Genomic DNA, 11220 nt, shown 5'->3' on the forward strand with positions numbered 1-11220 from the left:
GGGGCCAGTCCACGATCACTGCGGCGATGCGGACGGCCCGCCGTCGGCGTACTCGTCGGTCGTCGACCCACCCTCGTAGTCGTCACCATCGTAATCGGGGTGGTCGTACGACGATTCGTTTGCGTCGTCGGGATGTTCACCTTCGTGTGCGCGGACGGTGAGATCGTCGGCCGTGAGCTGGTCGCCGTCGTAGTGGCCCTCCGCAACCACGAGCCGCCCTTCGGACATCGTCTCGGGGCGCTCCCCGTCGTAGCTGACCGCCACCGTGTGGTTTTCATCGACGACGTCGAACTCGAGGTCGTCGCCGTCCTCGAGGTCGACGACCCGGCCCTCGAGCTTCACGAGATCGTCCTCGTGGTCGTCGGTTTCGACGAGATCGGTCGGCGTAACGAATTCCGCAGCTGACCCCATCGTCGTCGTCGCCAGAATCGCCAGCAGAACGACGATTCCGATACCGCCAACGACCACTTTCGTCTTCCGATCCATTACGGATTGCTTCCGTCTGTATTCACATCAAAGCTTCGTCGATTCCTGTACGGCGGCGGTATCGAACTCCCACGGAGTGACAACGACCGGGTCGTATAACAGGTAGCCACCTCCAATCCCACCCATGACTCTCAGCCGGCGACGGATCTGCACGCTCGGCGGCCTCATCGCGACAACCGGCCTCAGCGGCTGTCTCGGCGGTGGGGACGACGAACCGGTGGTAGAGGGGAGCGAAGAAACCGACACCGATATCGACGACTGGGCGTGGGACGGTACCCTGTCAGTCACGTCGGCTCACCAGTATCACGACCCCGACTGTGGGTGTTGTAGCGAGTACGTGGCCTACCTCCGGGCCCACGACATCGACGTCGCGGTCACGGAAGTCGACAATCTCGGCGAGGTAAAGACGGATCTCGGCGTTCCGAACGAAATTCGAAGCTGTCACACGCTCGAGCTCGAGGGGTACCTGATCGAGGGACACGTCCCACTGGAAGCGATCGACGACCTCCTCACGGACGAGCCGGCGGTTCGGGGAATCGGGATTCCCGGCATGCCCCAGTATTCGCCGGGAATGGGGCCACGAGGTGACGAAGCGCTGCAGGTCTATGCGTTCGATGCTGGAGCCGAACCCGTCGCCTACACCACCGTTTAGGAGAGGGCCGACAGCAGGATTCGGTCGAGTTCGAACAGCAACGCAATCCCCGTCCCCAGCAAGATGAGGCCGACGACGCGCCGGACCGCGTCACCGCGCCCGAGAATACCGACTCGAGTGGCGATCGATCGCCCCGTGATCGTTCCACCGTAGGCCACACCGAGCAGCGGCACGGAAAAGCCAAGCCCGTAGACGAACAGGAACACGCCACTCTCGAGTGCCGTCCCCGCAGTCGCCGCGTACGCGAGTACCGCCCCGAGCACCGGGCCGACACAGGGGAGCCAGATGACGCCGAGTAGCGTGCCAAGCGAGAACGCCGAGGCGAGCGGTCGATCGCCCTCGTCGAAAATCGATGCCTGACGGCTGGCGACACTCGAGAGACGGGAGGCGGCGTTCGAGTACGTTCGGTGGAGGTCGTCGTCGACCATCACGGCACCGAACGCAGCGATCGCGAGAAACGCCGGCGCACGGAGCGTTTCGGGGGAGAACGAGGTCACTGATCCCACCAAGACGCCGAGTGCGGTAAACGAGAGAAGACTCCCTGAGACGATTGCGATGGGGCGAAATCGATGCCCGACGCTCCCCGACAGCAACGGCGGGAGCACGGGGAGACAACACGGCGTCAGTATCGTCGCCATCCCGGCGACGAACACCACGGATAGCGTCGGAATTTCCATTACGTGGGCGTTGGGAATTACAACGCTTAAGTCATACGTCCGCCAACGAGTGATCGATGTCACTCGTTTCTGTCGACGGCGTCTCGAAACACTTCGGGACCCACGTCGGTGTGAACGACATCTCTTTCGACCTCGAGACAGGCGAGACCGCGGTCGTGGTCGGCGCAAACGGTGCCGGAAAGTCGACGCTCATTCGCCTGCTCGCGTCACTGTCTCGGCCGACGAGCGGCCGCCTCGAGCTCGACGGCACGTCCCTGACCGACGGCAACGCTGCGGTTCGCGCTCGCCTCGGCGTCGTGACGCACGCGACGATGCTGTACGACGAACTGACGGCCCGGGAAAATCTCCGTCTCCACGCCCGTCTCCACGGCGTCGATCCGAAGCGGTGCGAGCAGCTCTTAGAGACCGTCGGCCTCGCCGAGCGCGGGGGCGAACGGGTCGCCGGCTTCTCGCATGGGATGAGCAAACGCGTCTCGCTCGCACGCGCACTCGTCCACGATCCCGATCTCTTGCTGTTCGACGAGCCTTACACGGGGCTCGATCAAACCTCGCTGCGACGAATCACGTCCGTACTCGAGGGGATCGACGACCGGACGGTGCTCGTCTCGACGCACGATCTGGCACGCGGGTTCGAGCTTGCGGATCGCCTGCTGTTTCTAAACGACGGACGGCTGGTCGGCGATCTCGAGGCGCGGGCGGTCGACGATGTCGAAGACGTCCTCGAGGCGTACGAGACGCGCTGTCGTGGTCGACCCGGCGAGAATCAGCCCGCGGATCGAACTGGGATCCACCGATGAACCGCCGGTATCTCCGAGCCGTCTACGAGGTTGCACGGAAAGACCTCGTCGTCGAATCCCGGAGCAAACAGACGATCAACGCCGCGTTCGTCTTCTCGTTGCTCATTATCGTGGTGTTCTCGTTCGTCTTCGGCGAGCAGGTCGGCCAGCGGGAGGTGCTCGCGAGAGGCGCGCTCTGGCTCGCCGTCGTCTTCGGCGGTGCCGTCGGCATGAGCCACGCCGTCGCACAGGAAGGCAGAAACGAAGCGCTCGATGGGTTGTTGCTCGCGCCGGTCGATCGGTCCGCGATCTACCTCGGCAAAGTCGTGAGTTCGACGCTTTTTATCGCCGGAATCGCACTGTTGAGCCTCGCCTTCGTCGTCGTCTTTCTGGATTACGCCCTCGAGCTCGAGTCGCTGTGGCCAATTCTCGGCGTCATTCTGCTCGCAGCGGTCGGGTTCAGTGCCGTCGGGGTGTTGCTCTCGATTCTCATGTTACACTCCCAACTGCAGGAATCGTTGTTGCCAGTGTTGCTCGTGCCACTCGTCGTTCCGATCATCCTCGCAGGGACGGCGTTGACCCAGCCGGACCTCTCCGATGGGATGACCGCCGCGTGGTTTCGGATTTTGCTCACCTACGACGCGCTCGTCCTCGTGGCCGGGTGGATGACATTCGAGTACGTCGTCGAGGAATAAGCACTGCAGAGTCTCGAGTCGCCTCGCTGCCGGGCGCTATCCGTCTTGCAATCGCGTATCGGCGACGGTGACGGCGGTGAGTCCGGCGAGCATCATGGCGACGCCGAGCCAGATCTGGTTCGCGAGCGGATACGTATCGATCGACACCGATGCGCCGCCCTCGGTGATCGAGCCGACGACGTAGGTGTCGCCGGTCACGCCGCGTTCGATGACGGCGTCGTTGGTGTTCATCTCCGAGCGGAGATACTCCTGTTCGGCGATGGTTCCCGTGGCAACTCGGTCGTCGCCGTCGTAGACATCGATATCGACTTCGTGGGAGATCACACGCGGCGTGTGGACGTCCCGCGGCGGGTCGTCGATGGTCCCCGCGTTCTCGCTGTCGGTGTAGACGTAGGCTGTCGCGTCGTCTGCAGCCGTGTCGTCGCCAAAGACCGTCCCGCGGGCGATGACCTCCGTACCGACCTCGAACGGAACGTCGTCGTCGACACTGGCGAGCCACACGTCACTGCCATCGAGTTGTGCGACGGCCGTCCCCTCTATCGTTTCCGTCTGGGTTATCTCACCGCTGACGATCGATGCCTCTTCGTGTACCTCGAGTACTTCGGCGGGCGTCCGGGCGGCCTCCTCGATCGTCGGTTCTTCGACGGTGTCGTAGTTGGTTACGGCGACGGTGTACTCGGAGTCCGGCACCTCCTCGACGATCGGTTCCGGATCGTTCTCGGCGTCGTCGAGGCCGACGATCGTCACCGAGGCTGCCGTCGAGAAGAGATAGACGAACGAGATAGCCACGATCAACAGAGCACCACCGACGTGAACGAGGACGATACCCGTCTCTCGGAGCTGGAACGCTCGATCGGGGACGCCCCGAACTCGCGACACGTACCGTGCGATCCAGGCCGAGGCGAAAAAGACGGCGGGGGGAACGATCGAGAGCACGCTCAGGTTCCCGACGAGTCGATAGACGAGCGGATCGTGTGCGCTCGGATCGCTCAGATACCACTGCGAGGACGGCGCGACGAACGCCGCAAGGATCGTCGCGATAGCCACGATTGCCGTCGTACAGATCGCCAGCCGTCGGCGGCGCAGATCAAGCAGCGCGTACAACCCGCCAGCGAGCAGTCCGAAGACGACGACGGGGTAGCTCCACAGGTTGTAGTGGTCCTGTCCGACGCTGACCTCGACGCCCGTCGCCGCGTTCCGAAGGACCGGAAAGGACAGCCCCCAGATCGAAATGAACGCGAGGACGGCAAAGGAGAGGACGGCACCGTGATAGACGGTTCGGCGCGTGATCCAGGCATCGTCACTCGAGCGAGTGGTTGTCTCGTCGGCCTCGAGCAGCCAGTAAAGTACCGGCAACGCGATGGCGGCGGTCCCGGTCACGGCGAGCAAAAAGAGGACGCCGGTCCCGATACCACCAGCCGCGAACGAGTGGACGCTCCGGAAGACGCCGCTTCGGACCACCGTCGTCGCGAAAATGACGAGCGGGAACGCGAGTGCCGCGGCGGCTGGCGCGAAGATTGGATACTCTCCGGTTTTCCCGTATCGATTGATCGCGTGCAACGTCGCCGTCAGTGCGAGCCACGGGATCAGAACGGCGGTTTCGACGGGGTCCCACGACCAGAACCCGCCCCATCCCAGCACGCCGTAGGCCCAGATACCGCCGAAGACGATGGCGGCAGTAAGCAACAACCAGGAGACGCGCAGCCACTGGACCATACTCTCGAGCCACTCGTCGAAGACGCTCGCTTCACCTCGAAACAGCGACACGAAGTGAGTGATCCCGAGGGCGAACGGGACGATCAACAGCGCGTAGGAGGCGAACGTGATCGGTGGATGGATCGCCATCCAGGGATCGATCAACAGGGGATTGATCCCGTCGCCATCCGGCGGGACGAAGCCGGCTGGCGTGTCCGGAAACGCGGCCTCGATAGGTGTAAACGGGCTCTGTGAGACCAACATCGTCGCAAAGACAGCGACGATACCGAGCGATATCGCCTGGACGAGACGCGACCCGCGACCCTGGAACCGACTCGAGTAGACGGTCCAAGTTGCGACGATGGCAGTGAGTGTCGCCCACAGCAAGATCGAGCCCTCGTGGTTAGCGTAAACACCAGTGAGACGATACAGCAGGGAGAGGTAGTCCGCGGAGTTTTCCCACACGTAGGCGTAGGTGTAATCGCCGACCACGAACAGATAGGTGAGATAGCTGTGTGCAACGACCAGTGCGAGCGTCGACACGCCAGAAGCGCCGAGAATGAGATGTCGAAACTCGTCAGTTCGGGTCAGGTAACTATACAGCAACAACACTCCCGCAACGCTGCTCGCAAACGCAGCAATAGCGATGAGAAGGGTTCCAACGGTTAGGGTGTCCGGTATCATTGATTTGTCGTCGAATCGAGTCCGTTCTCAAGTTCCTCGAGGAACCGATCACGCTCGACGTAGCCGCCGAGTTCCGAAATCGGTTCTTCATCGGCGGTCATCAACACGTGTTGGGGCGGGTAACTCGCACCGTGGTCCTGTGCCAGGCCCATTCCCGGGCCAGGGTCGTCGAGGTTGATCGCGAGCAAGACGTATTCCTCGAGTGCGTCACGCACGTCGTCGTCCTGGTAGTGGTCGTCCTCGTACTGCTGACAGTACGTACACCACGTCGTCCAGTAGTAGACGAGGACCGGTTTGTCGGCTTGCTCGGCGACCTCGAGGGCCTCGTCAGGATCCTCGTGCCACTCGATACCCCCCTGATAGGTGTAGTCGTGGTCGCTCAACACCGGTGCCGCCTGCATCGAGTAGTAGCCAAATCCAAGGACGGCTAGCAGAACGACTATCGTCAGGAGCTTCCGCGGAGTCATTGGGACTGAATTGGCGTTTGGACTGCGTGCTGAAAGGGATATCGTTCGGAAAACGCGTCGCCGACGGACCGGAGGACTAGTCGTTCCGGCGACGACTGTAGCCGATGAGGGCAGTCGCCGTCACGAGTGCGATCGCGACGACCGCGCCACCGAAGGTGAGCCCGGGGATCGTGTCGTCGCCGTCGTCCGTGTCGCCTGTGTCGTCGACGCCGTTGTCGTCCGCTGGCTCTTCTTCGATGTCCTGCAGGTCACCGTCTGCATCCATCGGGATCATCGATTCGCCGCTCGGGTTCGGCAGTCGAGGCATCTCCTGATCGGGATACTCGCCGGTCAGGGTCGTCATGAACGCGGCAATGTCCTCGACTTCGTCATCGGATGGCTCCTCGTCGAGTTGACAGGCCGCCATCACGCGGATCGACTCCTCGAGCGTCGGCACCTGGCCCGTATGCATGTATGGAGCAGTGTGTTCGACGTTACGAAGGGTTGGAACCTTGTAGGAGTATTCGTCGGCCTCGTCGTCAGTGACGCCCATTCGGCCCGGGTTCTCCATCAGGTCGTACTCCTCGACGTACTCCTGACACTGGGCGTTATCCTCGAACGTTGGGTGGGGCTGGTAGAAGCCCTCACCGGATTCGGGTTCGTCCCACTGCCCGCTGAACATCGGTCCGGAGTGACAGCTCTGACAGCCAAGTTCCTGGAAGGACTCCATGCCGTCGAGTTCCTGCTCGGAGAGCGCGTCTTCGTCACCCTCGACGTACTGGTCGTACGGACTATCCGGGGTCACGAGCGTGCGTTCGTAGGCCGCGATCGCGTCGACGGTGTGCTCGAGTGTGACGAGATCCTCGGGGTCGTCGCTGTCGACCTCGTCACCGTAGACCGCCTCGTACTGCTCGACGTAGCCATCGACCGCACGGACGCGGTCGAGTGCGGCCTCGTGGTCGGGCATGCCCATCTCGACGTCAGCGACGATCGGGCCTTCGGCCTGTTCGGCGAGCGTGTCGGCGCGACCGTCCCAGAACTGGGTATGGTGGAATCCGGAGTTCCAGACCGTCGGCGACGAGACCGGACCGGTCTGGCCGTGGACACCCATCGCCGTCGGACGGCTGTCGTCACCGCCTTCCATCACGTTGTGACAGGTATTACACGAGATCGTTCCCGTTTCGGAAATACGCGGATCGAAATAGAGTTGCTCACCGAGTTCGATCTTTTCCTCGGTGTCATCTTCCCGTTGTATGTATTCGTATCCAGGATGCGATTCCTCAGTCGGTGGCTCGACTGGAAGGTCGTCAGTGTCGGCGTCCGTCTCGTTGTTCTCCTGGACGTTCAAGACGGTATCACCGCTTCCCACCGATTCGACTTCCTCGCCAGCTGCTGTCTCTGCCGCGGAGGCGGCCCCTGTAGCAACGAGTACTAGGAGACAAACTCCAGCGCTAAGCAGCAGTATTCGCTGAGCTCTTCCCATGCGGGTGACCTTTCTCTCGATATCGTATAAACGTTCGGGGAAACAGCCGCGAGATAGGAACGGACCAGCCCTGCATATGGCGGATTTGGCTGTTTGACCGCTGGCGATTTCGCTCTCGTAGTGGGCGTCCCAAATCCAGGAACTGACAGAAAGATTTAGAAGAACTCGGACGAAGCATCACCTATAGTGGGAGCTACAAAGTGGACGCTTCTGGGTGGCGTCGTGGTATGCCTGCTCGTAGCTGGCTGTACGGGCGTTTCCACCCCGCTTACCGAGGAATCAACCGACCAGCGGATCGATCCTGACGAACTCACAGCCACCGCTAGCGATGTCGAGACGTACGAGCTCGAGGTAACGCGGACGCTCCAATCATCGGCCGTCAACGAAACGACGACGATCGACGGTGTCGTCGACCGAAGCGAGCAACGGGCCAAACTGACACGGACGGTCGAGACGAACGTCGGCACTGACCAACGGCGGACGACGACGGATCAGTACGTCATCGACGGGACACAGTATACCACTGATGGCAACGAGTGGCAACAAACACCACTGAACGCCTGGAACGACATCGACCGACTCGAGAACGAAGTAACGATGCTCGAGGGCACCGAACCTGCCGATTTCGAGCGCATCCGTACACAATCCATTGGTGACATCGAGACGACGATGTACGAGGTTACCCTCGGGGAGGATGTCGAGGCCGACCGCTTCGAAGGTGACGGTGGCGGGCACGTTCCGCTCTCGGTCGAGGAGTACGTGTACTACGTTCTCGTCGACACAGAGACGGACACGCTGTACGGAACCGACCTCCGCATGGAAGTGAACCAGGGTGGCAATCCGGCAGTAATCACGATCGAAACGATCGTCTCCGATACCGACGAGCCGGTCGATATTACGCTTCCCGAAGACCCAACGGACGCGTAACACGATCATGCTGTGCCGACGTTTCGATCCAACTGCAGGAGGGTCGACAATTGCCGACCGCAGGATAGTTGATACGAAGGTACGTAGCCGTCCGTGAACCGCTCGGGGTCAAGTGGTTCGAGACGCCAGGCGTCTCGTCATCACGGAAGACTTCGTCTTCCGTACGACCCCGAGGCACTCGGCCTGCCCCGCCTGTAGAACGGCGCCGAACGATTATCCCTGGCCGATCGGTAACGCCTCGTTATCGCCGTCGCCTGCCACCCGTTGTTGGGCCGCCTCGAACCGCTCGGGGGAAAGAATGGCACTAATTGCGGGCATCTCGAGGAGATCGAGGACGGTTCCGGACGGTCCATCGACGAGTAGGGTCCCCTCGCTTTCGACCGTGTCACGATGCTGTGCGCCACTCCGGTCGATGAAATCACTCGCATCCTCGATCGCAGCGGCGATCAACTCCTGTTCCCGTTCGGCGAGTTCCTGTTCGGCTTCCGCACGATCGATCTCGCCCTCCTCAAGCGCCGTCGAGACGTTGGCCTGTGCTTCGCGTAACGCGGTTGGATCGGGCTGGACGATCACAGAGACCGTACGGATATCGTTGCCGGTAGACGGAGTCGGATCGGATTGGGTCGCCTGCTCGTTTCCGCTGGTGGGTTGTGGACCCGATTCGGCGTCGCGTTCGGACTGCTCCGTACAGCCAGCCAGTCCGGCTGCGCCGACACCCGTCATCACGAGAAATTGGCGTCGGTCTGCCGTAGAGTACGGTTGCATCGTCTATCGCTTCGGGTCGACGCGAAAAAGCTGCTAGGGTCGTTCCGAGACTGTGGTAGTAACCCCTCCGTGTTTCTCGAGCGCCGAGGGCGACGTGTTTCCGCGGTTTGTCGAGCGGTTACTGGGTGGTTCGAACGACGAGAGTTGTGGCAATCCACTTGCAACCCACGAAAAATAATCCAAAGAGAACACCGAGAACGGCACCGATCCCGATACCAGCCAGAGCGGCCCGAAAAACCGGAAGCGTCGCCGGATCGAGGACGGCAGAAACTGGTGCGACGAACCCAATCACGAGAACGACTGTGAGATAGATGATCGAGATGACGATGCCGGCGCCGGCTGCATCGCCCAGTGCAACCACCGGACGTTTCGTTGCCGGGTCGAGTACGCGAAACTGACTGGCGACGACGACGACCAGCAACCAGAGATAACCAAAAAGCACTGCCGATGGGATGGTCCCCAGTTCCTGAAGCGTCGTGGCTAGCTGTCCGGTGACATGGCCACCGAGCGAGAGTCCGACGACACAGATTACGAGGGTGGCAGTTCCGACGGCGATGGTCTCGAGCCTGCGGTCAACCACGGACGATCACCCTCGCAACGACGACGAGGCCGCCCAGGAGCCACGCGGTCCCAGCATAGAGCCACCGGAGTCGCGGATTCGAGGCCGGGATACAATCGCACTGTTGTGTGCGGACGACGGCAAACGTCCGGACGACCGAGCCCATCGCTACGGCGAGAATACACCCGAACTTGACCGTCAACACCGTCCCGCGATCGGTTCCCGCCGGTGGTGTCCCGAAAGCGACGAGATTGCCGAGTCCAGTAAACACGACGAGCGCGAAAATCGGCCAAAACAGCCCTTCGAACCACGAAAGCAATCGAACCGAGACATCGTCCGTTCGAAACGCTACCCACAACACACTCGCCCCGCCAAGTACGGTTCCGACACCGAGGAGGTGGAGCGTTCGGACCACGAAATACTGCGACCCGACCATCGTCAGCGTGTTCAGACTGCAACGCTAAGTACGTCGTGGTACGGTGTGGACTGCTTCATCAATTGCCGCCGGTCACTGCAGGTGCCAAAACAGTAAGTTCCGTAAATCTCTTGTCTCATATATCAGATGCAAATTAAGGGTAGTGTTCAGATAAGCTGATTCCATACGAAGCTAAACGATCTGATCCAGTCGTCGGCAGTTTCTGCTTCGGCATTGCTAAAGGAGTTTGAGAAACAGAGAGTTCGTCGTTTTATATCTCTAAAAATACGTTCAACAGCATTCCTATTTCCATGTTTTTCGTATCTGAAATCGAAGCCGTGACGCTGACATGCATCTTGTAACGAGTGCGATCCATCAACGAGAAACACGGCGTCGGAGACGTCGTGTTTCTCGGAGAGTTCCGTAAGAAACGAATGAGCGAGAACCTTCGTTGTTGTCGGCTCAAGCTTTGTATGGAGTAATTCGTTTGTCTCGGGATCAACTGCGGCGTACAGCCAATACTGCTCATTATTCAGTTGGATCACAGTCTCGTCAACCGCAACGTGATCTGGACACCGGGCAGATTCAGGCTGTGGATCGGCCTTGTGAACCCAATTGTGAACGGTTGATCGAGCACGTTCGACACCGAATACCTCAATAATAGACACAGTATTTGAAAGCGAGAGTCCAGCGAGATGCAGCTGAATACTGAGCTTCATCAGCAATCGCGGTGTCGCTTCTCGTTCAACAAACTCTACGTTGATCTCGTCTAAAAAACCATTGAGGCGGTCGTTTTCGGGCATAGATCACTCAGAAAACGAACCGCCTCATCCTTCATCCTTATCTGAACACCGCCAAATTAAGGATAGCCCGTTGCACGCTTTCGAAATTAGCTGCGACCTATCATGGTGTGGGCACTAGCGTCTAAAATAGTCACTTTAACTAGACTAGAAGTCGGAT

General features: G+C 60.5%; 13 protein-coding genes. 4 read left to right on the forward strand and 9 right to left on the reverse strand.

Features of this window, described 5'->3' with window-relative positions:
• Window positions 1–15 precede the first annotated feature (15 nt).
• Window positions 16–486, reverse strand: a complete 471-nt coding sequence (locus tag D8Y22_RS11445; RefSeq protein ID WP_141464841.1) for a cytochrome c maturation protein CcmE domain-containing protein — start codon at window positions 484–486, stop codon at window positions 16–18.
• 124 nt (window positions 487–610) lie between these two features.
• Here D8Y22_RS11445 and D8Y22_RS11450 point away from each other — a divergent pair, with 124 nt between their 5' ends.
• The gene (locus tag D8Y22_RS11450; RefSeq protein ID WP_141464842.1) at window positions 611–1138 is read left to right on the forward strand and encodes a DUF411 domain-containing protein; all 528 of its coding nucleotides are present in this window, start codon (window positions 611–613) and stop codon (window positions 1136–1138) included.
• On the opposite strand, the gene D8Y22_RS11455 is transcribed toward D8Y22_RS11450, so the two are convergent.
• Window positions 1135–1815, reverse strand: a complete 681-nt coding sequence (locus D8Y22_RS11455) for a cytochrome c biogenesis CcdA family protein (RefSeq protein WP_141464843.1) — start codon at window positions 1813–1815, stop codon at window positions 1135–1137. The genes D8Y22_RS11450 and D8Y22_RS11455 overlap by 4 nt on opposite strands.
• A gap of 56 nt (window positions 1816–1871) precedes the next feature.
• Between D8Y22_RS11455 and D8Y22_RS11460 the strand changes: the two genes are divergently transcribed.
• Entirely contained in the window at window positions 1872–2612 is a 741-nt protein-coding gene (locus D8Y22_RS11460; protein WP_141464844.1) for an ABC transporter ATP-binding protein, read from the forward strand.
• Window positions 2609–3286: a heme exporter protein CcmB gene (locus D8Y22_RS11465; protein ID WP_141464845.1), complete on the forward strand. Its 678-nt coding sequence runs from the start codon at window positions 2609–2611 to the stop codon at window positions 3284–3286. The genes D8Y22_RS11460 and D8Y22_RS11465 overlap by 4 nt, the downstream gene beginning before the upstream one ends.
• A gap of 36 nt (window positions 3287–3322) precedes the next feature.
• On the opposite strand, the gene ccsA is transcribed toward D8Y22_RS11465, so the two are convergent.
• The 3 genes from ccsA to D8Y22_RS11480 form a co-directional block, all read right to left on the reverse strand.
• Window positions 3323–5665, reverse strand: coding sequence for a cytochrome c biogenesis protein CcsA (ccsA, locus tag D8Y22_RS11470; RefSeq protein ID WP_141464846.1), 2343 nt, complete (start codon window positions 5663–5665; stop codon window positions 3323–3325).
• On the reverse strand, window positions 5662–6132 hold the full coding sequence (locus D8Y22_RS11475; protein WP_141464847.1) for a thioredoxin family protein: 471 nt from the start codon (window positions 6130–6132) through the stop codon (window positions 5662–5664). The genes ccsA and D8Y22_RS11475 overlap by 4 nt, the downstream gene beginning before the upstream one ends.
• 76 nt (window positions 6133–6208) lie before the next feature.
• Complete coding sequence (locus D8Y22_RS11480) at window positions 6209–7594, reverse strand: cytochrome-c peroxidase (protein ID WP_141464848.1); 1386 nt, start codon at window positions 7592–7594, stop codon at window positions 6209–6211.
• Window positions 7595–7780: 186 nt separating this feature from the next.
• Between D8Y22_RS11480 and D8Y22_RS11485 the strand changes: the two genes are divergently transcribed.
• Window positions 7781–8521: a hypothetical protein gene (locus D8Y22_RS11485; RefSeq protein ID WP_246084416.1), complete on the forward strand. Its 741-nt coding sequence runs from the start codon at window positions 7781–7783 to the stop codon at window positions 8519–8521.
• Between the two features lie 213 nt (window positions 8522–8734).
• Here D8Y22_RS11485 and D8Y22_RS11490 read toward each other — a convergent pair whose 3' ends face one another.
• The 4 genes from D8Y22_RS11490 to D8Y22_RS11505 all read right to left on the reverse strand — a co-directional run bounded on the left by D8Y22_RS11490 (window position 8735) and on the right by D8Y22_RS11505 (window position 11063).
• Window positions 8735–9286, reverse strand: coding sequence for a hypothetical protein (locus D8Y22_RS11490; protein WP_141464849.1), 552 nt, complete (start codon window positions 9284–9286; stop codon window positions 8735–8737).
• A 118-nt stretch (window positions 9287–9404) separates the two neighbouring features.
• Window positions 9405–9866 carry a hypothetical protein gene (locus tag D8Y22_RS11495; RefSeq protein ID WP_141464850.1) on the reverse strand — a complete coding sequence of 154 codons (462 nt, stop codon included), beginning with the start codon at window positions 9864–9866 and terminating at the stop codon, window positions 9405–9407.
• Complete coding sequence (locus D8Y22_RS11500) at window positions 9859–10281, reverse strand: CopD family protein (RefSeq protein WP_141464851.1); 423 nt, start codon at window positions 10279–10281, stop codon at window positions 9859–9861. The genes D8Y22_RS11495 and D8Y22_RS11500 overlap by 8 nt, the downstream gene beginning before the upstream one ends.
• 146 nt (window positions 10282–10427) lie before the next feature.
• On the reverse strand, window positions 10428–11063 hold the full coding sequence (locus D8Y22_RS11505; RefSeq protein ID WP_141464852.1) for an IS6 family transposase: 636 nt from the start codon (window positions 11061–11063) through the stop codon (window positions 10428–10430).
• Window positions 11064–11220: the final 157 nt, after the last annotated feature.

The organism is Salinadaptatus halalkaliphilus, from assembly GCF_006543045.1.
In the GTDB taxonomy this organism is placed as follows: domain Archaea; phylum Halobacteriota; class Halobacteria; order Halobacteriales; family Natrialbaceae; genus Salinadaptatus; species Salinadaptatus halalkaliphilus.

What these genes read in the sequence shown, in the direction of transcription:
- D8Y22_RS11445 (WP_141464841.1), bottom strand. Translation starts at nt 486, where the DNA reads ATGGATCGGAAGACGAAAGTGGTCGTTGGCGGTATCGGAATCGTCGTT.
- D8Y22_RS11465 (WP_141464845.1), top strand. Translation starts at nt 2,609, where the DNA reads ATGAACCGCCGGTATCTCCGAGCCGTCTACGAGGTTGCACGGAAAGAC.
- D8Y22_RS11455 (WP_141464843.1), bottom strand. Translation starts at nt 1,815, where the DNA reads ATGGAAATTCCGACGCTATCCGTGGTGTTCGTCGCCGGGATGGCGACG.
- D8Y22_RS11475 (WP_141464847.1), bottom strand. Translation starts at nt 6,132, where the DNA reads ATGACTCCGCGGAAGCTCCTGACGATAGTCGTTCTGCTAGCCGTCCTT.
- D8Y22_RS11505 (WP_141464852.1), bottom strand. Translation starts at nt 11,063, where the DNA reads ATGCCCGAAAACGACCGCCTCAATGGTTTTTTAGACGAGATCAACGTA.
- ccsA (WP_141464846.1), bottom strand. Translation starts at nt 5,665, where the DNA reads ATGATACCGGACACCCTAACCGTTGGAACCCTTCTCATCGCTATTGCT.
- D8Y22_RS11480 (WP_141464848.1), bottom strand. Translation starts at nt 7,594, where the DNA reads ATGGGAAGAGCTCAGCGAATACTGCTGCTTAGCGCTGGAGTTTGTCTC.
- D8Y22_RS11460 (WP_141464844.1), top strand. Translation starts at nt 1,872, where the DNA reads ATGTCACTCGTTTCTGTCGACGGCGTCTCGAAACACTTCGGGACCCAC.
- D8Y22_RS11450 (WP_141464842.1), top strand. Translation starts at nt 611, where the DNA reads ATGACTCTCAGCCGGCGACGGATCTGCACGCTCGGCGGCCTCATCGCG.
- D8Y22_RS11500 (WP_141464851.1), bottom strand. Translation starts at nt 10,281, where the DNA reads ATGGTCGGGTCGCAGTATTTCGTGGTCCGAACGCTCCACCTCCTCGGT.
- D8Y22_RS11490 (WP_141464849.1), bottom strand. Translation starts at nt 9,286, where the DNA reads ATGCAACCGTACTCTACGGCAGACCGACGCCAATTTCTCGTGATGACG.